This is a genomic window from Pseudoalteromonas sp. SR41-4, from assembly GCF_014163985.1.
GTDB lineage: Bacteria > Pseudomonadota > Gammaproteobacteria > Enterobacterales > Alteromonadaceae > Pseudoalteromonas > Pseudoalteromonas rhizosphaerae.
Window position 1 is genome coordinate 17,351 of sequence record NZ_JACJEI010000024.1, and the last position, 26,719, is coordinate 44,069.

General features: G+C 40.4%; 21 protein-coding genes. 3 read left to right on the forward strand and 18 right to left on the reverse strand.

Going from position 1 to position 26,719, the window contains the following annotated elements:
* Nucleotides 1–25: 25 nt before the first annotated feature.
* Together H5180_RS16935 and H5180_RS16940 are read right to left on the reverse strand one after the other, a co-directional pair.
* The gene (locus tag H5180_RS16935) at nucleotides 26–3,712 is read right to left on the reverse strand and encodes a translocation/assembly module TamB domain-containing protein (protein WP_182758678.1); all 3,687 of its coding nucleotides are present in this window, start codon (nucleotides 3,710–3,712) and stop codon (nucleotides 26–28) included.
* On the reverse strand, nucleotides 3,712–5,394 hold the full coding sequence (locus H5180_RS16940; protein WP_259399587.1) for an autotransporter assembly complex family protein: 1,683 nt from the start codon (nucleotides 5,392–5,394) through the stop codon (nucleotides 3,712–3,714). Before H5180_RS16940 ends, H5180_RS16935 begins: the two co-directional genes overlap by 1 nt.
* A 204-nt stretch (nucleotides 5,395–5,598) precedes the next feature.
* Here H5180_RS16940 and H5180_RS16945 point away from each other — a divergent pair, with 204 nt between their 5' ends.
* The gene (locus tag H5180_RS16945; protein WP_182731907.1) at nucleotides 5,599–5,934 is read left to right on the forward strand and encodes a ribonuclease E inhibitor RraB; all 336 of its coding nucleotides are present in this window, start codon (nucleotides 5,599–5,601) and stop codon (nucleotides 5,932–5,934) included.
* 21 nt (nucleotides 5,935–5,955) lie between these two features.
* Here H5180_RS16945 and H5180_RS16950 read toward each other — a convergent pair whose 3' ends face one another.
* The 10 genes from H5180_RS16950 to H5180_RS16995 form a co-directional block, all read right to left on the reverse strand.
* Nucleotides 5,956–7,713, reverse strand: a complete 1,758-nt coding sequence (locus tag H5180_RS16950; RefSeq protein WP_182758680.1) for a DEAD/DEAH box helicase — start codon at nucleotides 7,711–7,713, stop codon at nucleotides 5,956–5,958.
* Between the two features lie 84 nt (nucleotides 7,714–7,797).
* Nucleotides 7,798–8,100: an H-NS family nucleoid-associated regulatory protein gene (locus tag H5180_RS16955; RefSeq protein ID WP_145241611.1), complete on the reverse strand. Its 303-nt coding sequence runs from the start codon at nucleotides 8,098–8,100 to the stop codon at nucleotides 7,798–7,800.
* A 283-nt stretch (nucleotides 8,101–8,383) separates the two neighbouring features.
* Entirely contained in the window at nucleotides 8,384–9,178 is a 795-nt protein-coding gene (locus H5180_RS16960; protein WP_182758681.1) for a hypothetical protein, read from the reverse strand.
* Nucleotides 9,179–9,442: 264 nt separating this feature from the next.
* Complete coding sequence (locus H5180_RS16965) at nucleotides 9,443–9,997, reverse strand: DUF1439 domain-containing protein (RefSeq protein ID WP_145241607.1); 555 nt, start codon at nucleotides 9,995–9,997, stop codon at nucleotides 9,443–9,445.
* Between the two features lie 95 nt (nucleotides 9,998–10,092).
* Complete coding sequence (locus H5180_RS16970) at nucleotides 10,093–12,777, reverse strand: DUF349 domain-containing protein (protein ID WP_182735415.1); 2,685 nt, start codon at nucleotides 12,775–12,777, stop codon at nucleotides 10,093–10,095.
* Entirely contained in the window at nucleotides 12,767–13,048 is a 282-nt protein-coding gene (locus tag H5180_RS16975; protein WP_182731903.1) for a YeaC family protein, read from the reverse strand. The genes H5180_RS16970 and H5180_RS16975 overlap by 11 nt, the downstream gene beginning before the upstream one ends.
* A gap of 1 nt (nucleotide 13,049) precedes the next feature.
* Complete coding sequence (locus tag H5180_RS16980; protein ID WP_149982912.1) at nucleotides 13,050–13,376, reverse strand: hypothetical protein; 327 nt, start codon at nucleotides 13,374–13,376, stop codon at nucleotides 13,050–13,052.
* 181 nt (nucleotides 13,377–13,557) lie between these two features.
* Complete coding sequence (locus tag H5180_RS16985; protein WP_145241599.1) at nucleotides 13,558–15,063, reverse strand: sodium:alanine symporter family protein; 1,506 nt, start codon at nucleotides 15,061–15,063, stop codon at nucleotides 13,558–13,560.
* A gap of 370 nt (nucleotides 15,064–15,433) precedes the next feature.
* Nucleotides 15,434–16,564, reverse strand: a complete 1,131-nt coding sequence (locus tag H5180_RS16990) for a carboxypeptidase family protein (protein ID WP_182731902.1) — start codon at nucleotides 16,562–16,564, stop codon at nucleotides 15,434–15,436.
* Nucleotides 16,565–16,772: 208 nt separating this feature from the next.
* Nucleotides 16,773–18,215, reverse strand: coding sequence for a glyceraldehyde-3-phosphate dehydrogenase (locus tag H5180_RS16995; RefSeq protein ID WP_145241596.1), 1,443 nt, complete (start codon nucleotides 18,213–18,215; stop codon nucleotides 16,773–16,775).
* Between the two features lie 176 nt (nucleotides 18,216–18,391).
* On the opposite strand from H5180_RS16995, the gene H5180_RS17000 reads away from it, so the two are divergent.
* Nucleotides 18,392–19,192 carry a DUF2989 domain-containing protein gene (locus H5180_RS17000; RefSeq protein WP_145241594.1) on the forward strand — a complete coding sequence of 267 codons (801 nt, stop codon included), beginning with the start codon at nucleotides 18,392–18,394 and terminating at the stop codon, nucleotides 19,190–19,192.
* Nucleotides 19,193–19,250: 58 nt separating this feature from the next.
* Here the strand turns inward: H5180_RS17000 and ihfA are convergent, their stop codons facing one another.
* The 5 genes from ihfA to H5180_RS17025 form a co-directional block, all read right to left on the reverse strand.
* The gene (gene ihfA / locus H5180_RS17005) at nucleotides 19,251–19,544 is read right to left on the reverse strand and encodes an integration host factor subunit alpha (RefSeq protein WP_016707763.1); all 294 of its coding nucleotides are present in this window, start codon (nucleotides 19,542–19,544) and stop codon (nucleotides 19,251–19,253) included.
* A 2-nt stretch (nucleotides 19,545–19,546) separates the two neighbouring features.
* A complete protein-coding gene (gene pheT, locus H5180_RS17010; protein WP_182758682.1) occupies nucleotides 19,547–21,934 on the reverse strand; it encodes a phenylalanine--tRNA ligase subunit beta in 2,388 nt (795 codons plus the stop codon).
* A 15-nt stretch (nucleotides 21,935–21,949) separates the two neighbouring features.
* On the reverse strand, nucleotides 21,950–22,930 hold the full coding sequence (gene pheS / locus H5180_RS17015; RefSeq protein ID WP_145241591.1) for a phenylalanine--tRNA ligase subunit alpha: 981 nt from the start codon (nucleotides 22,928–22,930) through the stop codon (nucleotides 21,950–21,952).
* Between the two features lie 417 nt (nucleotides 22,931–23,347).
* Nucleotides 23,348–24,058, reverse strand: a complete 711-nt coding sequence (gene hda / locus H5180_RS17020) for a DnaA inactivator Hda (RefSeq protein WP_182731917.1) — start codon at nucleotides 24,056–24,058, stop codon at nucleotides 23,348–23,350.
* On the reverse strand, nucleotides 24,058–25,113 hold the full coding sequence (locus H5180_RS17025; RefSeq protein WP_182758683.1) for a DUF2066 domain-containing protein: 1,056 nt from the start codon (nucleotides 25,111–25,113) through the stop codon (nucleotides 24,058–24,060). The genes hda and H5180_RS17025 overlap by 1 nt, the downstream gene beginning before the upstream one ends.
* A 294-nt stretch (nucleotides 25,114–25,407) precedes the next feature.
* Between H5180_RS17025 and H5180_RS17030 the strand changes: the two genes are divergently transcribed.
* On the forward strand, nucleotides 25,408–26,025 hold the full coding sequence (locus H5180_RS17030; RefSeq protein ID WP_182758684.1) for a LysE family translocator: 618 nt from the start codon (nucleotides 25,408–25,410) through the stop codon (nucleotides 26,023–26,025).
* An 83-nt stretch (nucleotides 26,026–26,108) separates the two neighbouring features.
* Here the strand turns inward: H5180_RS17030 and recR are convergent, their stop codons facing one another.
* The gene (gene recR / locus H5180_RS17035) at nucleotides 26,109–26,717 is read right to left on the reverse strand and encodes a recombination mediator RecR (protein WP_145241586.1); all 609 of its coding nucleotides are present in this window, start codon (nucleotides 26,715–26,717) and stop codon (nucleotides 26,109–26,111) included.
* Between the last annotated feature and the right edge of the window lie 2 nt (nucleotides 26,718–26,719).

Genomic DNA, 26,719 nt, shown 5'->3' on the forward strand with positions numbered 1-26,719 from the left:
TAGTTTTCTCAACGTATCATTACCACTAATCTAAATCGAATTTATAAAGAATATCAACATTTTGATACAGGCCACTGGTGATTTCAATGTATAACTGCGACAGTAACTGATAGCGTACTGCCACTTCACTGAGGGAGTCAAAAATCCCCACACTGTATTTCACTTGAATGCCTGGCGCAACGTAACCCGAAATTTCAACTTTGGTCTCTTCGCCGCTCCCCTTAGAGCTCAAACTCACATCAGATAAACCAAACGTTTCACCAACTTTAGAAACCATTCCTTCACTACGGCTCACCCCTTGTGCTAGCAACAACTGAGTTAACATCGCATCGGTTGAGCTATCACCTTCACCTAGTGGTTGACCATTTAACAAGTAAGCGAGTGATTGTGCTTGATCCATTGCTGGTTCAGAGAACACTTTGAATACAGGCTGATCGATATTGCCTGTTAAAGTGATCCCGGCAATAACATCATTAGCAGTATTGTCTGGATTACGGATCGCTTTAATATTTAAGTACGGCTTATCAATTGGGCCACTAAAACCAATTTGCCCGGTACGAATTATCAAATCTTGACCAAATGAACGATATGTACCTTGTCGTAAGTTCAATTCACCGGTGGTGATCATTGGCGTTTGTTGATCCATTTTAATCGCTAAATCACCTTCAATTTTTGACTCCAGACCAAAAGATTTTATACGCACATCGTTTTCAACAATTAGCTTTAAGTTTATATCGTAATCAAAAGGCACAGCTTGCGTTTGCTTGGTCTGCTTATCAATAATAATCTCATCATCACTGACTCGCACAGCGCCTTCTGGTAACTCTTCTATTTCTATTCGACCATACGGGACAACCACTTGCCCTGCTAGTTTAAAAGCATTATCAACTAAACTTATTTTTAGGTCTGGGGAGATCTTAAAAATCACTCCTTGCTGCGCACGCACGTAAAACTGCTCACCAAGTACCGCTAAGTTAACTGCAGGCTGAGTTCCTTGCCAATCAATATCACCGATCAGTGCTAATTCACCGCCTTCAGCATCTTTTAACTTCCCTTCCAAGGTGGCTTTGGTTTTATCAAATGCGATACTAATATTTGAATCCACAATCGCAACTGGAAGTTGCTCGCCTTGTAAATTCACGTCGGAAATCTCAAGTTCACCATTTAACAATGGCGCACTGAGCGAGCCAGCTAACGCAATTTGCCCGCTAATACTGCCTTTTAATTGCTCTAGAGTACCCATAAAAGGCTGTAAATCGGTTAATAAAATCTTATCAATCATAAGTTGACCACGAAGCAATTGCTGACCAGTTAAATCTTCAGTATTGAGATCAGCACTGATATCACCAATCACACTAGAGCTTAGACGAGCCTGCAATTGTGCATTTTGTTGATCTGCGGTGGCGTTAAGCGAAAATGTTTCTATTGGTAAACGATAGCGTTTATCTTCATTTATAAGCGTGGTCGCTAAATCATGTGAGCTAATTACTGCTGTTAAAGTTTGTAATTGAGTGTTTTGCCAATTCGCATTTAGTTGGCCGTTCAAGCCCCCTTCGGTAATAATATTCTCAGGTAATAAATGTTTTATCTCAGCTAGGTCAAAATTATCCAGTTGCGCTTTAAACTGGCCTTGTTGGTTAGTTTGGCTAAGCTGCTCAACGCAAAGTTTGCTATTGTCACTTTGCCAGCAATGTTGCTGCACCGAAAAATCACCATTGTCGATGTTAAATTCAATTGCAACCGCCGGTTGTGCGCTAACGCGAATAACATTATCAGTAAGCATTACATCACTGACATGGCCTTGCCATAATTGATTAGTAAATTTACCAGCAACTTCAAATTGAGCTTCTCCGTCAGCGGCATCTAAATTAAATTGCAATTGATGATCAGCTTTATCGCCTGCTGCTGCAATAGTAAAACTGTTGATATGACGACCAGATACACTCGCATCTGTGAGCTTTAAACTCACATTGGTTTGCCAATCAGCGGCATAATTAAAGTCGGTCTTGAGCGCTAGATGTTCAATCGCAATATCAGCAAAGCTTAAATGACTGATGCCAACATCTAGATTGACTATCGGCTCCAACCGTTGCCCAGTTATAGCAAGCTTACCTTCACCAACACCGGTAAATTCGAGTTCATTTTGCTGCGCTTTATTTAAATGTAACAGCCCTTTAATATTCCACTGCTTAGTAATATCACCAGATAATGTGAGTTTATTCTCACCACTGGCAAGCTCAAACTTGTCAATGCTTGCATACAGTGAGTTATTTAAATCAAAGTCTGAGGCTAAGCTAAATGGTATATCGTTCAGCGTACCAGCTAGCTGAGTATTGGTCATTTTCAGCTGCCATTGCTGCTGCTCAGCACTGAAAACACCGTTAAATTGCCCTGAAAGATCACTTGTTAGCGCATCTGTTAGGTACTGGGCTTTCAAATGAGTTAATTGCCCTGAAAACTCACTATGGATACCTTCATCCCAACGCGCAGACGCTGTAATAGTGGCTTTACTCTCGTTCGCTAACAATGACAAGTCATCGACGTGGATCTGGGTTAGGCCACCTTTAAGAGAGGACTTTAACTGTACCTTAGGGTATGCCGCCAACTGACTTTGTGCTATTAGCTGTAACTTATAATCATCAGCATTACCTTTGCCAGTTAACTGCACATCACTAATCTCTAAAGCGTTGTTATCTACTTCAAGCTGCCACTGAGTAATATTTGCATTGACTGAAAAAGGAAAGTTTATCGTTTTTAAATCTGCGTTTATTTTTGCACTTAGCGGATATTGCCCTTGGGTGATTACATCTAGTTGCAAATCGTGTAAATCACCATCCACAGCCAAACTGAGCTGATGCTCTGGATTGTTAAGAGTTATTTTTGCCGTAACAGGCGTATCATCAACTAAGGTTGCTTTCAATTGGCTACTCAAATGCCATTGCAAATAATCAGCACTGAATGAAGGTAATATCAGTTGACTTTTTGCAATTGAGAAAGCACCTTTAATATCTGTAATTTCATGACTTTGCTCACCTTGTACAATCGTTACTTTCGATACCAATAATTGCTCAAGTGTTGCTGCAAGCGGCGAGCTAAAATGGATGTCAGGTAACGCCGCAAGTGCAGTTAGTGGTTCGCTAGGAGGTGATTGAGTCTCTTTGAGCAGCACATCAACTTGAGCAATTGAGAGTGAGTTTAACGTCACAAGGGATTGCTCTGCCGAGGCTGACAGCGCAAATTTTGTCACTGTGACATCAGCGCTGGGATGAGCAAGCTTAAACGATGCAATTGCGATACGTTTAATCGAAATTGCTATCGGTAAACTGATCTCATCAGTACTACTGGCAACTGGCTGCTCTGGAACAGTCGCTTCATCATCAGCTAAATTTTGTGAAATATCGGGCAATATCAGTGCCATACTCTGCGCACTAATATTTTCGATGCAAATACCTTCACATCCCCACCAATATAGGTCGAGTTTTAGGTTTTTAGCATTAAAATCTAAGCCATCTTGTTGAAACTGCACATCAAATGAATCGTTATATAAAAAACGGCCATTGTTAATATCTATGTGTAAGCCATCGACTAGTTTATTTGCAGTATAGGCAATCAGCTGATTACCTGGTGCTGTAAATAATAAACAAAATACCAGCACGAATACCGAGGCGAGAAACACTGTGAGTACAGTGATGATTTTTTTCATTCTTGACATTAAATTTCAGGCCCTATGGTAATACTTAATCGTGTACTTTTACTTTCTTTAGTGAGTCCCCACGCGTGATCAATTCTCACAGGGCCTACTGGTGTTAAATAACGAATACCCAACCCAGCTCCCACTTCGACACGATCAGTAAAGTCATTGGTCGCTGTACCGCTGTCTACAAATAAGGCTGCTCGCCAACTCTCTGCAAATTGATAATTATATTCAACAGTACCTGTAATTAGATATTTACCACCAATCAAACGACCGGCTTCATCTGTAGGTGATATTGATTGATATGCAAAACCACGTACGCTTTGATCACCACCAGCATAAAAACGCAGTGAAAATGGTACTTTATCAATATCATCAACCAACATTGCACCAATATTTGCTTTTAAAAAAATCAGATGTCGATCAAGGTATGTTTGCAACCAAGCATTTTGTATCTGCATTCTGACGATATTAGTAGTTGAAAACATGTCCTTTAAGCCAAACTCTGCCGACAATAACCATTGATATCCTGATGATGGTGTTGTGCCTCCCTCTGTGACTTTTTTTGCGTAACTGAGCCCAGGCATTAACATTTTTGAGCTTTGCTCTGCATCACCAATTCGGTATGTTTCTCGATCGCGGCGTAAAAAGGCAGTACGAACCCAATTATCATCAGTCAACCATTGGCGTTGTAGTTGCCCAGTAAGGATTTTACTGTAAACGTCGTTAGTTAACTCATCTTCTAACTTGTAACCGACAGAAAAACGCCATAAATCATCATTTGGATCATCAACAGGAACTGTGTAACCAAGTGAAATATCTTGTTGGGGCTGCGACACATTTAAGTTGCTTTCAAGATAATGGCCATCTTCTGTGATCCAAGGTTTACTCCACTTAAAACGGACTCTAGGCTCACTTTCAGAAACACCGCCACCTATTTCAAAACTGTTGGCAGGTCGATGTAGTACGTCAACCCTAATGGGTACTTGCTTATTCGCACGATTAGCAATATCAGCGTAAACACGTACGCTGGCAAAATAAGGAGTGGTTGAAAGCGCTAAGTTATACTCAGAAACCAAGGTTGCTTTATAAGCTTCACCTTGCTTAAATTTTGCAATTGAACGAATGTATTTCTCTGCTTGGGTTTCTTCACCTAAAACTAACTCACCAAATTGGTAGCGAATACCGGTGTCGATCGTTAAAATCACTTCAGCACTGTTATTCTTTAATGAAATTGCGAGTTGATGTGCTTGCCATTTAACATCAAAATATCCTAACTCAAGCAATTGTCCTTCAATTTTTTTACGCGCCGCGTCATAATTGCTGTGATTTAAAATATCTCCTTGCTTTAAATTAATACTATTGATGCTTTGCTTGAGAAGAGGGTCATCTTTACCATCACCTTGAACAGTGATACGTACATCTGCAATTCGTGTTACAGGTCCACGCTCAATGGTAGCGACTAAGGTTTGTGTTTCATTATTATATTTTAACTTAATGGTCGGTTTATAATAACCGAGTGCTTTTAAGCTAATCGCCACTTGTTTTTTTGCATGACTTAACAAAGTGCTGGTTACTTTTTCACCATCAAGTTGTTTTAAGTACAGCGCAACGTTTTTTTCAAGATCGCCCTTAATACCATTAATTTCATAACTAGTTACCACTTGCGAAGCTGCAAATACATGAAATGAAAACAACAAAAATAAACCAACCGCAAAGCGAGTTAATATCCAACTGGGCAAGTAATTTCCTTACTTAAAAAAAATTTACCGATAATGATTGAAATAGTACCATATTGAAGTGACTTCACGCAGTAACTCAAATGTGAAAATTAGTACGCTTATGTGCTTTATTTTGGTTACAATAGTCGATACTAATTTGAAATAATTTTATTGAGTTTTTAAATGCACTTTCCTGATGATGACAATGGCCAACTTTTAGCTGAAATCGCCGCTGCGGGTATAGATTTGGCGCAGATGCACAAAATTGATTTCTATATTTTATTTGAGCAAAAAGTAGATGCCGAAAAGTTTGCCACCGCGATAGCCGAAGATGAACTCTCCCCTGCCACCGAATTAGTGCAATGCACAGACACGGGTATTTGGGAAGTGGTAACTCAGGTCGAGATGGTGCCAGATCACACTTTACTTGGCCAAACAGAGCAATATTTAGAAAGTATTGCAAATGGCTATAACGGTTATGGTGATGGCTGGGGATTAATGGATGGCGACGACGCCTAAATCTAAAATCAGTTAAGCTTATTAATAGCTTAGCTGATTTGCCTTTCTAAAGTTACCTTGATAATCAAATAGTTTATCGGCAACCTTCCAGCCATATTTTTTACTCTTTCTAGCAATAACAAAATCCGGTGCAACAAGCTGCATCTGTCCAGCAATAACTTGTCCAGCTGACTTATATTCTGTGGGTGTTTGACCATTAGCAGTACGCTGAGAAAATTGTTTATTAAACGCATAACGGGCGCCGGACTTTGAGAAATCATAAATTTCATCGCAACTAGCACCATCTTCATCATAATAAGTAACTTTAATAATATGTTCGTTATTTGCGAGGCTAACAACACTTAAACCACTGCAACGTAATACCAATGCATCTTTTAAATTTAATGCAGCACGTAGTTTATCATCAGGATCAGCCATTACCTCATGGCAAGACTGGCACTGACGTGCGGCAATATCATTTTGCGCACCACACGCTTCACATTCTTTAAAGCGAAAACGGTAATCACATTGCTCTTTTGAGCCATCATCATCTTCGAGTAAACCTTGGCAGCGACGGCCAAAATGCTCAATCACTTTACCTTGTGTATCGGTTTTTCCCCAAAATATATTGGCAAAACCACAACCAGGGCAAAGTACTTGTACAGGCTCGTTATCACTATCGCCTTTTTTACTTCCTACTTCGGGGTAAAATAAGTCAAAGCCATTACCTGCATAATCAATTACCAAACACTCGGTTTTCCCTTCGCTTAAACGCAGGCCTCGACCAACAATTTGTTGGTATAAACTAACCGACTCTGTCGGGCGTAAAATAGCAATAAAATCAACATGAGGCGCATCAAACCCGGTGGTGAGCACAGATACATTGACTAAATACTTTAGTCGGCGCTGCTTAAATTCCATAATAATACGGTCACGTTCAGCGTTAGGAGTATCCCCGGTGATCAAAGCCGTTTGTTGTTCAGGCAAATAACCATAGACTTCTTTTGCATGCAGTACGGTCGCAGCAAAAATCATGATCCCTTGGCGTTGCTCGCTGTACTGAATAACTTGCTGCATAATAGCTTTGGTTGCTCTGCTATGCTTTTCTAGTAACTGGTTCATATCATCGGCTGTATAGCGTCCGAATGAATCACTTTGTAAAGAAGAAAAATCATAATGACTGATCGCCGCATCCACTTCCTTTGGTGCAGTCAAATAATGATGCTTGATCATATAACGCAGTGGTAGTTCAAAAATACATTCTCGAAATGGACTCGCTTTATCGCCTCGAACAAAACCATGATAATGACGATAATAAACCCAGCCCATTCCCATACGATAAGGCGTAGCGGTAAGTCCAAGTACTTTTAACTGCGGATTATATGCTTTTAGCGCAACGATCACTTTTTGGTACTGGCTATCTTGCTCACCACTGACACGGTGACATTCATCTATGATCACTAACGAATAATGTTCGTTAAGTTGCTCAAGATTGCGTGACAGCGATTGGATACTGGCAAACGTTACTTGATGTAGCAATGACTTTTGTTTTAAACCCGCAGAAAAAATACTCGCCTGAAGACCAAAGCTTTTATATTTTTCAGCATTTTGCTCAACAAGCTCTTTGACATGGGCAAGTACTAAAATTTTCTTTCTGGCAATTCGCGCTAACTCAGCGATCACCAAGCTTTTACCTGCACCCGTAGGTAATACAATTAAAGCAGGATCTGAAGTTTTACGAAAATGAGCGACTGTGCGATCAACCGCTTCTTGTTGATAGGGTCGTAGTACATACGTCATAGTAGCAACTTCGAAGGGGTCAAAAAAATAATGGAGTAATAAACTATTTTGTAAATAAAGAGGGGGTATACACCCCCTACAGTATTAAGCTAAGTGGTCGGTAAGTTCAACACCTTGGAATGCTTTAGGGCGTTTACCACGGCCAGTCCATTCAACAATTTCACCCTCAAACTCAATACGGTATTTAGGCATTACTTTTGTGCGTTTATCGTTGGCACCGTCTTGAAGATCATCAAGAGTAAGACCTTTTTCTTTCAACAGATCAAGTACTTCCTGTTTAGCTTGCTGCTGCTGCGTATATTTTGCAATCGCATCACCAAGTAATGCCTGTGCTTTTTCTAAGTCTGATAGACTCGCTGATTTAATAAAAGCTTTAACTTCTTTCATTTTTTACTCACTAAGTTGTAAAGTTATAAATTAGATATGATTCAACTAAATTATAAGCCTATTCTTTAAAATAGGCCAAGCTGATTAATCAGTTTTTAAGGATTTTATTTAAACGAGGATTAATCAATAAGATTAGTATAGTCATTTATTAAGGTTAAGTAGTTTATTATTCACTTTATCAGCGCTGAAAAATATACTTAACATGCTTAATTAACCTAAAGAGTATGCAATCCTTTTATTTAAAAACGAACGTTCAGTTTAATATTTTCGCAATTACATAAAATCATTTGATCACTTTATAATACAACCACATCGACGTTATTAGCGTTTCAAATCGCCATTTTAAACCAATATCATTAATATTTTTTTCAATACCAATGAAATAGGATTGATTTTCGTCAGCCCAAGATAAACTAGTGTACACATTATCGCTATTATCTTTAAGTACATAAAGGATCCCTGGATTGCTATTTACATAATAATTCACCGCGTCCGCATCGATATATACACCACTGCTTTGACTAAAACTAAACATTTTTATAATCACAGTACCAAACGTATCATTTTTGACAACCTGAGTTAACTGATCCCAGCCGCTACCGGCAATAAAATTTCCACCGACCATTCTACTAAAGGTAATAAACTCTTGCTGTAACAAGATACTGTCTAAGCTAACTGTATCGCCTGCAAATTGCTGCGACAAATTAGTTTGGTCTGCGATTGATTGCGCCGCCATAATTTCAGGTTTTAAACTACGCAGAAATAGTTCATGGCCATTTTTGTGCTCTGCAATCACTTTTTCAATATCTTTGATCTGAGATGTGTCCACTAACGCAAAACCATTGCTTTTAGTCTCTAAAGCAAGCCGTAAATAGCCTGTATCTTGGGCTGTATTAATTTTATCATTTTCGTGCAGTTCAATTGGCGTTTCTTTAAAAGAAAACACCTGAGCGCCCTGCTGTTGTGTTGAAGGTTCTACAAGAAAAGGATTAGAATTTAAATCGGGCTCATTAGCAAAAGCTACAACCGAGAATACAGCTATTAGAGTTGCATTGAAGATCACGTTACATTTTTTCATAATAGGCTCTTTATCCATAAAGAAGGCAATTAATGGTGATTAACTAACAATCAGTATAGTCGATTAAATACACAACTTGTACCTATATAATAAAAATATTATTTTGATTTATATCTCGATGACCGGTTATAAACAGCAGCCCTTACAGCGTATGCCTCCTCTTGTAAATTAAGCCGCAGTAATAGTGCTAATATTTAATAATAACCTTATAGATACAAAAAAGCCCTGTACGTGCAGGGCTTCAACCATCTGAATAATATTAGTTTAAATGCTAGGTACTAATTTAATTGCGCCCTGCTCTACTTTCATATCTAAAGGTAATTTACTTAATAGCGCAACCTTAGGGTCATTCATATTTAGTTTATAAACTGGGTTTACAGCTAAAAATCCGTTAATAACTTTCATTGCTTCATCATCAAGTACCGCTAGGTTTCCCTTAAAACCGCCTGCGTCGATAGTTGAATCAAGCAATTTTACATTCCGTAAAAATACCGCCTTTTTCTCACTATCATAAAATGGCGCACCTTCTATTTGCAGCTTTAAACGCACTGGGTATTTAAGTGCGAAAGCATTTATAACAGCACTCGAATCTGCACCTAATAAGATTACATCACGATTATCAGGGCCAACATTCACGCTCAAATCATTCACATTAAACTCTACAGGTAATCCCATCAAGCTGACTTTTTCACTAAGTTTTGGTAATTGCTGGTTAAGTGCTGTTTCAATTTCACTGCTAGTAAATGAATAAACCGATACGCCGTTCGTGGTGTTACAAGCAGAGAGTAATAAGCAACTAATTAATAAAATATACTTCATTGTTTTTCCTTTACTATAATATTATCGTCAAAACCAAATAAAAATAAAAGCCGCACAACGGCGGCTTTTATTTAATCTACAGCGCCCTAGATTATTTAAATGCTAAATACCGCTTTTAAACGTCCTAGTGTGTCAGCATCAACTGAACCTTGACCCAAAGCCAATAACTGTTTTAAGTAATAATGTAGATCAGCTTGTTCACCGCGATGCTTATCGTCAAGCATTGCAACCTGCTCAGCCATACGCGGTGCTCCCTCAGGACTGGCAACATTAGCTAGAATTTCCATTCTTAGCATCAGTTGTGTAATGGTTAAATGCGTATCAGCACCCCCTTGCCATTGTGCAGGGATTGCTTGCTGGTTTTCAAGCGCACTAAATAAAGCGCTAAAATCAGCCTGTGCTGCTTGCTCTGTCAGCACGGCTAATTTACCATCAATGTTAGCTAATAGCTTTTGCATGCGGTTATTTAGTTCTTTGCTCCCTTCAAGCGCAATTAGCTTAGTGCGTAAATCAAGTAATTGTGCTTTTTGATTAACCGCTGGTAATGCGTCTTCAAGTTCACTCAGTTGTGCTGCGATAACTGCGTTGTCGGCGGCTTGTTGCTGCTTATGCTGAGCAAACTCTTCACTGCGTTTAGCAAATGTCACATCGTTGCATTGACGGAATTTTTGCCATAATGCATTTTCAGCTTTTACACCCGCAAAGCCTATTCCCTGCCACTGCTGTTGCAGCTCTTTGAGCTGCTGACAAGCATCAGCTAAGTCTTCACTTACTGATAATTGCTGTGCTTGTTCAACTAGTGCATTTTTTGCTGCCGCGTTGCTTTTATGAAACGCATTCAACGCATTGAATACTTGCTGTTGCTGCGCTTTATATTGTGTTTGCAAAGCACGGTATACTTTTGGCTCTACATTACCAGCATTACGCCATACTTTATTGATACGATTGTATTGGCTTTCAAACTCTTTCCAATCAAACTCATCACTCGTCGTATCAGTATCAGCCAATGATTTCATCTGAGTAATAATCGCTTCGCGTTCAAGTTTCGTCGTTTCGCGCTGTTGTTCTAGTTGCGCAAAATGTTCACGACATGGTACAAATAATAGCTCTATCTTGTCATCAAACTCTTTACCTTGCGCCTGCTCTTGCTCGGTATCTAAACGCCCAAGCTCATTCCAACGACGACGTAATGTTTTCACTTCGTTTGCACGCGCCTTGGGATCTGTGCAAGGTTGATTGAGCAAACTGGTAATTTCAGTTAGTAGCTCTTCACGCTTAGGGGCAGACGCATACTTTTGCCAATCACGAGCATTTTCTAACTGCTGCTCAAGATCTGCTTTGACTTTTTCAAGACTTTGCTGACTAACTGGAGTTAACGTTTCATACAGCTCAATAAAGCCTTTAAACACACCAAATGCAACATTAAAACGGCCTTGTTCAATAAGGCGCTGAACATCGCGTCCTTTGCGAGTAGCTTGTTGCTGATTTTTCGTTAATTTATCACTAATAGGTGCAACAGCTTTATCCCAGCGTTGTTGTTGCTCATTTAATTGTGCTTTAAAAGGCCCTTGTAAAGGCTTAGGTAACTGAGCTAGAGATGCATTCGCCGCTTTATACGTCTGCTTAAATTGGCGATTAGCCTCATCATAATTTGCTTGGTCAATATCGTCAGTGTTGATACTGCTCAATTCTTTTAATGAAGTTTTAAAAACCCTGATCGCTTCACTAAGCTCTGGTAATTTAGCTACTTGCTTAAACAAACTTGTTAATCTGCCAGTCACTTGGTTTTTTTGCCCGCCGTCTTGCAGTTCGCTTTGTGTCAATGTTTCCTGTGCTTGTGCAACTTTAGCTTCCAACCAATCTTGTTGTATTTGCTCTGGTGTTTCTAAGCCAACTTGTAGCGCATTTTCAATTTCATCACTTAACGCTTCTAAATTTGCCAACGCCAATAATTGTCGTTGCTGCTGAGCTAACCGTTGTTGTTGTTGCTCATGCACAGCTTGTAATTGACTAACTAACTCATTTAATTTTTCGGTTAGTACGATGTATTTATTTGCAACCGTCTCGCGTTGTTCTGGATTTAACCAGGTTAGATCAAGTGCCTGCCATTGCTGAGTAAGTTCGCCATATTGTTGAGTAACAAGCGCATAGTCTTGCTTTTCACGTAATGCATTAAGTTTTGCCAAGATAACACGAGTATCATTTTGTACTTTTAATGGCATTTCAATTGCTAAACGCTCATTTTCTATATGCGTCTCAAGGGCTACTTTTGCCTCATCATGTGCATGCTTAACTAAGTTTTTCACTAATTGATGGGTGATCACTTGCTCAACAAGGTTTACTTGTAGTTCGCTTGAACCTTCTTTAAACGCCTTTTCAACTAACTTAGGATTAGCCAAGCGTTTTAATAGCTTCACTCTTACTTGTAGTTCTTTTTCTGCAAATGCAAGTTTTTCAAGTGTTTTTACTGGAGCAAAACGCTCTATGTATTCGTTTTTAATTTGGCTAGATAAGTTACTTTCATCACTCAGTACGGCATTTGATATATGCTGTTCTGCTAATTCTTTTAAACTTTGATCTTGTTTATACGCCTGCCACCACAACACTAAATCATTGACTTTATTAAGCGCTTTTTTACGGATCTCTGCTGAACTATCTTCCAGAGCTAATGCATTTAAAATCGTCGCATCACGCTCTACATCTAGCTTTTCAATTGCCTCTAAACGTACTTGTTGCTTTGGGTGCTTCCACTTCGGGGTAAAAAGGTGTTTAAAGATCATTTTCACTAAACCTTGCTATTTCGTTGTCTGCGGTAAATTCTTTTTGCAATTGTGCTTTGGTTTTTTGCACCATTTCACCATTAGAACCTATGGTGAATTGCTCATTTGTTTGCGCTACTTTTGCTTGGTAAAGCATAACTAATTGCACTGTCTGCTGCTTTTGCTCGTCACTGAGTACCGTGCCATCAGGCCACTTACCTGTTGCTGCACCATACTGAAGGCGTTCGAATAATTCTGGGGTAATTGTTTTTACGAGATTATCGATGTTCATGTCATTTTTTCTTTTTTAAAGTCACTAAAATAACGCGGTTTATTAAATACCAAATACAACCGATTGCAATGGCTGCGGAGCATGCGTACCACGATGGAGTTTCAGGTTCTGGATGTAAAAAGTATAAACTAAAGAATCCACCTAAAAATATCAGTAGAGCAAAAAAAGAGTGATTCATAAACATTTGCTGTTTTTGAATGCGTTTTTCGCGCGCTAGCTGTTGACGTTGTTCGTCATCAAGCTGCGCTACATTATTCTCACAGTGAGGGCACTGTTGGTGTTTATCGGATATTGACTTATTACAACTAGGACAACGAACAATTGCCATATCTTTCTCCATACTTCGCATAAAAATCTACGCATAAAAAAGGCGCCTTGCGGCGCCCTTTATTGTACGTGTTTTATTTGTCGTTGTCTTTTTTCAATTGCAGCCAATAGCTGAGATCCGAAAAACAACGAGTATCTAATTTTTACAATAACCAAAACACCTCTGATTACGCCACTCAATCCTATAACTGAGAGTCTTTTGATTGTTTTGCGAGACGCTTTTCCCAAAAAGTAGCGTTTTTGATCCCTAACTTAACAGGGTCAAATGTGATATCTCCCCCTTTTTTCTTCTGATCTTCGTAATCGCGCAAACATAATAGCGCTGGTCTAGCCACAAAGAATATTGATAAAATGCCCAATATATTTATCCAAGCCATTAAACCCACGCCAATGTCACCAATACTCCAGATATAACCAGAGCTGTTTACCATGCCATATGACACCATAAACATAATCACAAATTTCACCATCACAAGCGGAATAGTGCCTTTAAAATAACGATTTAAATATGCAATATTGGTTTCAGCAATATAGTAATAAGCAAGTATTGTAGTAAAAGCGAAGAAGAACAATGCAATACCAACAAATGCTTCACCAAAACCACCAAACACGCTGAATAAAGCCATTTGCGTGAAAGCAGCTGAACCAACTTCAGTTGCAGCATCAACGTTTTGTACAATAAATTGCCCTGCTGGTAATTCACCCACTACATTGTATTGCTGGGTAATTAAAATCATTAATGCTGTCGCAGTACAAACAAAAATAGTATCAACATAAACAGAAAAAGCTTGCACTAAACCTTGTTGGGCTGGGTGATCAACTTCGGCCGCTGCAGCTGCATGCGGTCCGGTACCTTGACCAGCTTCGTTAGAATAAATACCACGTTTTACACCCCAACCAATAGCGGCACCAAAACCGGCCTGTGCGGTAAACGCATCTGTTATGATTAAAGAGAAGATATCAGGTACTTTATCGATATTTAAAAATACCACGATTAAAGCTAATACTATGTAGCCTAACGCCATAAATGGCACCACAATTTGAGTAAAGTTAGCAATACGCTTAATACCACCGAAGATAATAAACGCTAAAACAATAAGAATAATTGCCAAAGCAACCAATTTAAAGCTACCGACTTCACCAAAACTCGTTGAGACCATAGTGCCATCACCAAACACTTGGGTAAACGCGTTGCCAACAGCATTGGCTTGCACGCCCGGCAGAAAAACACCACATGCAATAATTGCCGACACGGCAAATAAAATCGCCAGCCATTTTTGTTCTAAACAGCGATCAAAATAATATGCTGGGCCGCCGCGATATTGGCCATCTTCTTCTGTTTTATAAATTTGCCCTAATGTTGATTCGGCGTACGCTGTACTTGCTCCTAAAAAAGCCACAACCCACATCCAAAAAATAGCACCTGGGCCACCAAAACCAATAGCTGCCGCTACACCGGCTATATTACCAACCCCTACTCGTCCAGATAACGACACAGCCAATGCTTGAAAAGATGAGATCCCTTTATCTGAGGTGTTAGGGCTAAATAGTAATTTGCACATTTCTTTAAAATGTCTAACTTGAGCAAATCGGGTTAATACAGAATAGAACAAGCCTGCGCCTAGGCATAAATAGATGAGTGCGTTACTCCAAACAACATCATTAACAGCGCTTACAAAAGCTTCCATGGATATCCTCTATAGTTATATTTATTATTTTCTAGTTACGATACTCTGCTGTAGCTAATCAGAATGCGCGACATATGGCTATGGGAAATAAGGTAACAACATTACTACCTCCCCTGCAACTTTTTGAATATTAACTTAAACGTTCTAAGTTTGTTAACACTTAATTTTCAAAATAACTACTTTTAAAATTTAATTAACCCTACATGGTTTTATGTAGGTAACTTAAAGATACGACTCGAACAGAGCTTGGAAAAGATTTAAGTAACACATTAAGCAAATATCATCGCTTTATTAGCGTCGCTAATGCCATTCATCGCGATAAAAAAAACTAAGGGCATCGATATGAATGATGCCCTTAGTAACAAACACGTTATCTTAATTTATCTACTACGTTAACAATCGCAGCCAAGGTGTCTTGGCCAAATTGATATGAACGGCGATCTGACCAGCCATAATCAGGATCTGGTAAACCATCGTTATCTTTAAATGGCATTTCAACCGTGTAAGCAAGCGCTTTAAATTCTTCTGCAACAGCTGATGACCCCACCGTTAGATTGGCTTGACCTGGCTCATCTTTCGGGTAACCGTGGATATCTTGAAACTCAGGAGTCACTATGTGCAATGCCGCTTTAAAACTGTCTTCTAAGTCTTTTAAGCGCGCATCATAGCTTGGGATACCTTCACTACCGGCTACAAAGTTATATGGAATCGCTTCATCTCCGTGAATATCAAGGTGCATATCAACACCGGTCTCACGCATTTTATTTAGCACTAAATATACTTCAGGGCTATTTTCCATGCTTGGAGTTTGCCATTCACGATTTAAGTTAACTCCTTTTGCGTTAGTACGTAAATGCCCACGAGCACTACCATCAGGATTCATATTGGGTACAATATAAAATACCGCTTTTGATAACAATGCTGCTGCATGTGGATCTTCATCATCTAATAACTTATGTAATACACCTTCAACAAACCATTCGGCCATCGTTTCGCCTGGATGTTGACGGGCTGTTATCCAAATTGTTTTCTTATTTTCATCACTTTCGCCACCAATACGCAGTACGCTCATATCACGGCCATCAAGTGTTTCACCTAAGGTTTCAAGCTGACAGGCTTCTTGGCTTTGTGCCCATGTGATTAGATCTAAGTGACGCTCGTAGCTATATGGTGCAAAGTAAGCAAAATAAACACAGCCACATTCTGGCTCAATCTCAAATGATAACGTGCCATCAGCATAGTTTGAAGGAACACGAAACCAGGTTTGGCGATCATACGATGCAACAGCCTGATAACCTTCCCAGCCGTCAGGGTAAGCTGAATTTTCAAGGTTATTGATATGTAATTTATGGCTTTGAAAAGGTGTTGTTTCTAAACGGAAATGGAACCACTGAAAAAAATCAGATAAATGATCTTTATTGATCTCAAGCTGAATATTAAGTGGATCGGTCGCGGCAATGACCTTGATATTGCCACTGTCAAAATTACTGGTGATTTTCATTTTATTAAACCTATATATGAAAAATTAATCGCTAACTTATCGCTTGTTAGTTAGAAATTAAATAACGCCCACTATAATGGGCGCATTGTTATTAAAATGTAGCAAACTGGAGACAGCCTACCACATGGCTTGGGTTTTGAAAAAACATTCATGACTAAAAAAGCCAGCGAATGCTGGCTTTTTGTAAAGATTTTTAAGCTATTACCAATTAACGTGGCAAGCTTGGGAATGAAACCTCGGCCATATCGCGCATACAACGCACAACTTGGCAGCTGTAACCAAACTCATTATCATACCAAACATAAAGTACAATACGGTTGTCATCAACGATAGTGGCGGTTGAATCAACCACACCCGCATAACGACTGCCGACTAAATCGGTAGACACAATCTCAGTAGAGGCCGTGTAATCAATTTGGTCGCGTAACTCTGAATGCAGAGCAGCATGGCGTAAGAACGAGTTTAACTCCTCAACCGTGGTGCTGGTCGCAAGGTTTAAGTTCAAAATAGCCAGAGACACATTCGGTGTAGGTACACGGATTGCGTTACCCGTTAATTTGCCTTCAAGTTCTGGTAATGCTTTTGAAACGGCTTTAGCTGCGCCAGTCTCAGTGATCACCATATTAAGTGCTGCGGCACGGCCACGACGATCTGCTTTGTGGTAGTTATCAATCAAATTTTGGTCATTAGTGTACGAGTGAACTGTTTCAACGTGACCATTGTTAATACCAAACTTATCATTAAGTGCTTTTAATGTTGGTGTGATTGCGTTGGTAGTACAGCTTGCTGCACAAACAATTTTATCTTCCGGTTTGATATCGTGGTTATTAACACCATATACGATGTTTTTGATATTGCCTTTCGCCGGTGCTGTTAATAGTACTTTTGCAGCGCCTTTTGATTTTAAATGTAAGCCAAGGCCAGCTTCATCTTTCCAGATCCCCGTATTATCAACGATCAATGCGTTTTCAATACCATATGCTGTGTAGTCAATTTCATCTGGAGAGTTAGCATAGATCACCTGAATGTAGCTACCATTGGCTTTTATTGCATTACGTTCTTTATCAATGGTGATTGAACCATTAAAAGGACCATGAATTGAATCACGACGTAATAGGCTAGCACGCTTTTCAAGGTCGCCGTCTTTACCACCACGAACAACGATTGCACGTAAGCGTAAATCCGCATAAGGACCTGATTTTTCAATTAACAAACGCGCTAGTAAACGACCGATACGACCAAAACCATATAACACCACATCGCGTGGCTCTTTGGCTTGTGAGTTTACAATTTCAGCTAACTCGTCGTTTAAATACTCTTCGATAGAACGACCATTTGCAACATCGTTAAATAAATAACCATAAGCCAGTTTACCAATATCGATACGTGCAGAGTTTAAATCCATTTTGCTAATAGCTTCTAAAAACGGAAAGCTTTCACGTAAACGAAGTTTAGTGCCTTCAAACTGCGCCACTGTTTTGTGAGATTTGATGATATCAATTGTACTGGCATTGACGAGAGGACGGCCATATACCGCGATTTCAATACCACGATTACGATAAAGCTTTCCAATGATAGGTTGCATGCTTTCTGCGTAATCTTGGCGTTCTTGCCAACTATTTGTGTATTCTAACTCGTGAGATGAGGTCATTTTATTTACCTAATTAAACAATTTTTGAACGGATAGCCATAAGACGTATTGAGTTTTGAGAGCAACACGCCTCAGTGGGCTTCGCTATTCTAATTTAAACTAACTTTATTCTCCACTGTTAGAGAGCAATTCATTACGCTAGAATAACAAGGTAATTATTAAGGTGAGGTTAAGGGATGTTACTAAGAGCAAGTGTTTTACTGAGTTTGTTGGCATTAACTGGGTGTGAAGAACCGTTGACACTTGCACAGGTGTGTAAAGAAACCCCAGGTTTATGTAATGATTTAAATAAAGATAGTCACTGTAAAGCCCAACGTGCTGATGTGATCATGGCGCGTTACCATGAATACAAACAACCGACTGATAATAACAAATATTTATTATTAAAAGGTTTTGAAAAATACGATCAATGCGTATCGCTGGCGGCAAAAATTGAACATATCAAATTAAAAGAAAAAACCACCTCCCGCGTTGAAGCACATTTAACCAGTATCAAGGAAATGACGCGGTTATTTCAAGATACCAAAAATACTAACCACCCTGGGTTGTTGTATTATCATTGGTCTCGCAATAATGACCAATCAGCCCTGACTAAATTACTTGCGCTTGAAAACGATCCTAGTGTCACTGAGGACGCTGAAATCCAGTTTTTCTTAGCCAGTTATTATATTAAGTTTGATGAAGATAAGACCATAGACTTACTGTATAAAACGTTAGAGCTAAACAAAGCTGAACAAACTCCAAACCCCGAGATTTACACCTCATTGATCAGTTTATTTTATAAACAGGAAAAATATAAGCATGCCTATACTTTTGCAAAAATTGCACAGCTTTCTGGGATAACCAATGTTGAAATATTCCCGATTGAGCAGCAACTCACAGCAACAGGAAAAAGTCTCAGCGGATTAGATACCCTCGCACAGCAAACCTACGACAGTATTCAAGCTGGGCAGTTTGTTTCACCACGGGATTTTTAATCGTGTTCAAACTTAGTTTATAGAAAAGAAAAAGGCAGCTGACGCTGCCTTTTTTAATTTATTTGCTCGTACCAACTTCAACACGAGTTTTGAGCTTTTGACCAGGTCGAAAGGTGACGACGCGTCGTGCCGAAATAGGGATATCTTCCCCAGTTTTCGGATTACGGCCAGGCCTTTCTTTCTTGTCACGAAGATCAAAGTTACCAAATCCAGAGAGCTTAACCTGCTCGCCTTTTTCAAGCGCTGAGCGGATTTCTTCAAAAAACGCTTCAACTAAATCTTTGGCATCCTTTTTATTGATCCCCAATTTTTCAAATAGGTGTTCAGCTATGTCGGCTTTAGTAAGCGCCATATCTAGTCCCTCAACGATGCATTAAACTGTTCGGCCAGTGCGGCCACCACGTTATCAACTACTAGATTGATATCTTTCTCTTCGAGTGTTCTATCAACCGCTTGCAGTGTTAGAGCAATCGCCAAACTCTTATAATTTGGCTCAATACCTTTGCCCTTATACACATCGAATAAGTTTAGGTCAACCAATTGATTTCCGCCAACTTTTTCTATCACTGATAAAATGTCGCCAGATTTCACCTGATCTTCCACTAAAATAGCGATGTCGCGGCGGTTTGAAGGGAACTTCGAAACCCCTACAGCCTCTGGTAAATTTCTTTTTTCAATGGCTGACATTTCAATTTCAAACACATAAGTCGCATTATTGATATCTAACGATTTTTGTACTTGAGGATGAATAGCACCAAAGAAACCGACCTTTTTACCTTCAACATAAATCACCGCAGATTGGCCCGGATGTAAGCCATCTGATTGCTCTGCTTTGATTTCAAAACGCGTTATATCATTGGTTAATGAAAGTAATGCTTCAACGTCACCTTTTAAATCATAAAAATCAACGGTGCGCTTTTCTTCAACCCAATGTTCACCATGTGCCAGACCAGTAATAGCCCCACCAATAACTGCAACTTGGTTTACGCCATTCTCTGCGTTTTCATCACGTAGAAATTTAAGGCCATGCTCAAATAAACGAATACGTGGCTGCTGGCGGTTTTGATTATACATTACTGATGCCAGTAAACCTGGCATAAGGCTCACACGCATTGCCGACATTTCAATCGAAATTGGATGTGGCAAAACCAGCGCGTCACTGTCTGGGTGTAAAATAGCTTGTGCTTTAGGGTCAACAAAGCTGTATGTGATCGCTTCTTGATAACCACGAGTCACTAGCGTATTGCGAAATTTGCTCACTGCAATATTGGCTTCGTTATGAGTGGTCATTTTTAATTTAGCAGTCGGTGCTACGTTTGGAATACTGTTGTAACCATATACGCGAGCAACTTCTTCAATTAGATCTTCTTCAATACGAATATCAAAACGGTAGCTTGGTACATCTGCACTCCACACACCATCGACAATTTTCACATCAAGCCCTAAACGGGTTAAAATGTCGGTTACTTTCTCATCTTCAATATGATGACCAATAACACGGTCTAAACGCGCACGACGAAGACGCACTTCAGTGACCTTAGGAAGCTTATCTTTTGCAACAGCTTCAACTACAGGGCCTGCTTGACCGCCTACAATCTCAAGTAACAACGCAGTTGCACGTTCTATTGCATCATGTTGCAGCGCAAAATCCACACCGCGTTCATAACGATGCGATGCATCTGTGTGTAAACCATAGCTACGAGCTTGCCCTGCGATAGCAACTGGATTAAAAAACGCACTTTCTAATAGAATATCCGTTGTTTGCTCGGTAACGCCTGATTGCTCACCGCCAAAGATACCGGCAATCGCCAGCGCTTTGTTATGGTCGGCTATTACTAAGGTAGATTCATTCAACTTAGCAGTATTACCATCTAGTAATACCAGCTCTTCACCAGCATGGGCGCTACGTACTTTGATACCGCCTTCAATCGCATTTAAATCAAAAGCATGCATTGGATGGCCAAGTTCAAGTAACACATAGTTAGTTACATCAACCACAGGGTCAATTGCGCGCACGCCACTACGACGAAGCTTCTCAACCATCCAAAGTGGTGTTGTGGCGTCAAGGTTGATGCCTTTGATCACACGCCCTAAATAACGAGGGCAGGCTTCATCGTTTACTAGTTCAATTGATACTTTATCATCAATAGTTGCTGCAACCGCTGGTATTTCTAGGGCTTTAACATCAATACTGTTAAGTACGCCCACTTCACGAGCGATGCCTTTAATACCTAAACAGTCACCACGATTCGGGGTTAAATCAACATCAATAATGTTGTCATCAAGGCTTAAGTATTCACGTAAGTCTGTGCCAACAGGTGCATCAAGTGGCAACTCCATGATACCGTCGCCTTCTTCGCTAATACCCAACTCCACGAATGCACACAGCATGCCGTGAGACGGTTGACCACGTAGTTTGGCTTTTTTAATTTTAAAATCGCCCGGTAATACAGCGCCAACCATAGCTACTGCAACTTTGATACCTAAACGGCAATTTGGCGCACCACATACAATATCTAATAGCTCATCGCCACCGACATTGATTTTAGTTACACGTAGTTTATCTGCATCAGGATGCTGACCACATTCAACTACTTCACCGACAACAACGCCAGAGAATTCTGCCGCAGCGGGCTCTACGCCATCTACCTCAAGGCCGGCCATCGATAACTGTTCCGAAAGAGCCTGCGTGTCAATTGCAGGATTAACCCACTCTCTTAACCACTTTTCACTAAATTTCATGTTATTTCTTCACTCTTAACGGAACTGATTAAGGAATTTCAAATCGTTTTCGAAAAACGCACGTAAGTCATTTACCCCATAACGCAGCATGGTTAAACGCTCTACACCCATACCAAAGGCAAAACCAGTGTATTTTTCTGGATCAATTCCCACTGATTTAAGCACGTTAGGGTGCACCATTCCGCAACCTAATACTTCTAACCATTTTCCGTCTTTACCCATCACATCAACTTCCGCTGAAGGCTCTGTAAATGGGAAAAATGAAGGACGGAAACGAATTTCCATATCTTCTTCAAAAAAGTTACGCAAGAAATCGTGCAAAATACCTTTAAGCTCAGTAAAGCTTACATCAGTATCAACCATCAACCCTTCAACCTGATGGAACATCGGCGTATGTGTTTGGTCGTAATCGTTGCGGTATACACGCCCTGGAGAAATAATACGCAGCGGCGGTTGCTCAGCTTCCATGGTGCGAATTTGCACACCACTGGTTTGCGTACGCAACACCAGTTTTGGATTAAAGTAAAAAGTATCGTGATCAGCACGCGCTGGGTGATGCTCAGGAATATTTAGCGCGTCGAAGTTATGAAAATCATCTTCTACTTCTGGGCCAGATTTAACCGCAAAACCTAATTCGCCAAAAAAGCTCTCAATCCGCTCAATGGTACGCGTCACTGGGTGTAAACCACCTGTTGGCATAACGCGACCGGGCAATGTTACATCGATTGTTTCAGCGGCTAATTTCTCTTCAAGGGCCTTGCTTGCTAGTAATTCGCGCTTGTCGTTAATCGCAACTTGTACATCTTGCTTAGCTTGGTTAATTACTTGGCCTGCTTCTTTGCGTTCTTCAGGGGCAATTTTACCAAGGGTTTTTAATAGATTCGTGATTTCGCCTTTTTTACCAAGGTAGTTAACCCTGATATCTTCAAGCTGCGCGATTTCACTGGCACTGGCGACCGCCTCAAGTGCTTGCGCTAATATATTTTCTAAGTTCATTCGATACCTGATCTGTCACAGAAGGTGATTTAAGTAATAGCTAATGATAACTGAAAGCAATGGCTAGATTCCAGACCTTATACCAATCTTATTGAATTCTTTCCCATTCTGGTTAAGCAAAATGGGAAGTTAGACGATTTTGTAGAGAAAACTAGGGTCTGTTGATCTTTCAAGGTTAAATTTGCAGCAGTCTGTTTGGTATTTAGGCAAGGCAGAGCCTATGTGGTGTGGTTATTCCCCATAAATAGGCGATAACGCAGCATCAATGCCAAACAGGCGCTGCCCGAAGGGTTCTGCCTAGGGGCAATTAACTCTTTGTTGCTCGGCTTTTACTTAGCCCACTAGGTTACAAACCTCGCGCCGCGATTAAATTGCCCCTAGTTTGAACAAATATTAATCCGCAAAGGCCAACAGACCCTAGAGTTTTAGAGTGGATTTTATGAAAGGAATTGTCAATTTACGTTGTGCAGCCATCGAGGCATGGTCAAGTTTATCAAGCACATCAAGTAACGCTCGCATATCACGACTCAAACGCGTTAATAAAAAGCGCGCACATTCATCACTGAGCTCTAAACCGCGCATATTGGCGCGCTTTACTAAGGCTTCGGCTTTATCATCATCACTCATAGAACGGATTTGAAATGTCGTACCCCATTTTAATCGTGACTCAAGATCCGGCAAGTTAATGTTAAGCATGTCTGGTAACAGATCCGCTGTCACTACTAAGCATTTACCCGGTTCGTTAAAACGGTTAAAAAAATTAAACAACGCTTTTTCCCACGCATCGTTACCAGCTACTAAGTGCACATCATCAATACACAACACATCAAGCGCGTCTAAGCCATCGAGCACCATAGGGCCAAAATCAATCACTTCGCGCATTGATAGCAGCATAGTCGATAAGCCATGCTCTTGGGCATGAATACAGGTTGCATACAGTAAATGTGATTTACCCGAATCTCCTAAACCACATAAATATGTATATTGAAAAGTGGTTGCTAAACTTTTAAAAGCATTTTTTAAATGACTCACTTCCAGTGAATTTTCACCACCAAAATAAGATGCAAAGGTTTCATCATCCGGCAACGTTACCGGTAATGCCATTTGCACCGGCTCAATTGTCTGCATTACAAACCAACCCATTGATATTCTAAATCGTCTTGCGCTACTACGGGATAAAATGCACGAGGATCAACAAATGGTTGAAAAGCGCGGTCGAGCTCTAAGGCTTTTTGTAAATCATGCATACTGCCAGTATGATTTATCGCAAAACTAACTACATCAGCAGTACGAGAACGAATTGTCACTTGGGTAACTACGCTTAAGCTCTGTAGCTGACGTTTAGCCAACTCAATATCGACAAAGTTAGTGGTGCCTTTTAATTTAAACACCGCTTGGGCAAGCTGCGTTGTAGAATTTGGATCAACCGCATATTCATTGGCCAAGCCAGCTGCTAAGCTGTCGATCATTAAGGCTATGGCTTGTTGTTTATCACCGCTTACTCTATTTGCTTCAAACAGCTCATCATTAGTAAAGCGCCAATCCAACAACCAAATCTCGCTGTCAGGTTGTTTGTATAAACGCGCGGTAATACTGCGTTCTGCACTATAACGGCTTGATGCCTGTTCGACTGGCGTGGAGAAATTACCCCACACCTCAGGTATTCCCACTAATGCACGGTCTTGTAAATCAAGCAACGGTACCACGACTGGCAAGCCACGTCGCGCTGCGGTGCTATAAATTAGTTGCTCTAGCTGCGGATAACTTTCTTGGGTAACAAGTTCACGACGCCAGTTATCTTCAATGGCAAGCCAAATAGCCACCAGCGGGCGACGCGTACCCCACAATGGTAAATTAAGCTCTTTGACGAGTGCATTAATTTTATTTGCTTCAAATTTAACCACGAGATTAAGTTGACCATTGGCTTTTTCGTCGTATTCAAATTTGAGCATGTAATCTGATATATCTTTACTACGTTGCTGAGCGATTGGATTTTGATCCGCATTCGGATCGCCACTAACCTTAACCAGTACATTGAGCAACGCCTCTCGGCTGGCGCTGAGTCGAGCATCGCGAGATTTGTCAGATACTTTTAATACGTCCTGATATAGATCAGTAACTTCAACCGCAGTCGCAGTAAAACTTAGGAAAATGATGATAATAGCAATAAATAATCTAGACACAGGGCATTAGTTCTTGGTTTTAAACTGTTTTGATCCTAATTCAAAGCACCCAACAAAGCAAAAATATATTTGTTAAAACCCACTTACAAATAAGTGCTTGTGATCAGTGCATAGAAGCTTCCTGCTACATGCTCCTCAAAGATCTAAATTAGCTTGCGTATTAGTAATCAGTTTATGCTTTATCGCCAGTGCTAACAATCTCATAATTGTGCTTAACCATCCCAAATTGGTTTCTACCCCTTTCAAAAACAATTACCATTGCGCATTCTATTACAGCAACTAACGGATGCTTACATGCTCGACTTCGCAGTCCTGGGGGTATTTATACCCACCTTCTTTTTTGTCTCTATTACACCTGGGATGTGTATGACTTTAGCCATGACCTTAGGAATGAGTATTGGCGTGCGCAGAACTATGTGGATGATGATTGGCGAATTACTTGGCGTTGCTATTGTGGCTGTTGCAGCAGTCGCAGGGGTGGCAAGTATCATGCTCAACTACCCGATACTTTTTAGCGTATTAAAATGGCTAGGTGCAGGTTATTTAGTCTATATTGGGGTTGCAATGTGGCGAGCAAAAGCAACCATCAAATTAGGCGCAGACAGTAAATTAAAAGTATCTCGCCAAGCGCTATTCTCACAAGGGTTTATCACCGCGATTGCCAACCCTAAAGGCTGGGCGTTTATGATTTCCCTGCTACCGCCGTTTATAAATATTGACTACGCGATTGCGCCACAATTGAGTATGTTAGTCGCCATCATTATGCTCAGCGAGTTCACTTGCATGATGCTCTATGCCACTGGCGGTAAAAGTTTACGGCTGTTTTTAAACCAAGGTGACAATATCAAGTGGATGAACCGCATCGCTGGCAGTTTGATGGTTGGCGTTGGAGTATGGTTAGCGCTTAGCTGAGTCGCTTTATTTTAGAGCGACTATAAAAAGCCTGCAAATGCAGGCTTTTCGCTTTCAAAGAATTTATTTACTTAACTGCAAAGCTAATTTTGACTAACCACTCGTCGGCCACTAAATGCATGCATTAATGTCATGCCATCGAGCAAATCAAGTTCGCCACCGACCGGAATACCATGGGCTATCCGCGATGCATCGACTTTATAACGGTGACAAAGCTGGGCAATATAATGCGCTGTAGTTTCCCCTTCAACTGTAGGGTTGGTCGCTAATATAACCTCGTTTATCCCACCTTGTTGCAACTTACTTTCAAGAATATCAAGGCCAATTTCATTTGGACCAATACCATCGATAGGTGATAAATGTCCCATCAATACAAAGTACAAACCTTTATACTGGCCAGTTTGTTCAATCGCCAACACATCGGTAGGTGATTCAACCACACATAAAATTCCGCTATCTTGACGTTTGGGGCTTAAACAGATTTCACACTGCGGCTGCTCTGCAAAAGTACGACACGATTGACAGTGTCCAATAGCAGTCATCGCTTTGGTAAGTGCATTACCAAGCTGAGTGCCCCCCTTACGGTCACGCTCAAGCAGATGAAACGCGATGCGCTGCGCTGACTTTGGGCCTATGCCCGGCTGACAGCGCAATGCTTCAATTAGCTGGTTTAAACTCTCTGAAAGCTGCATAT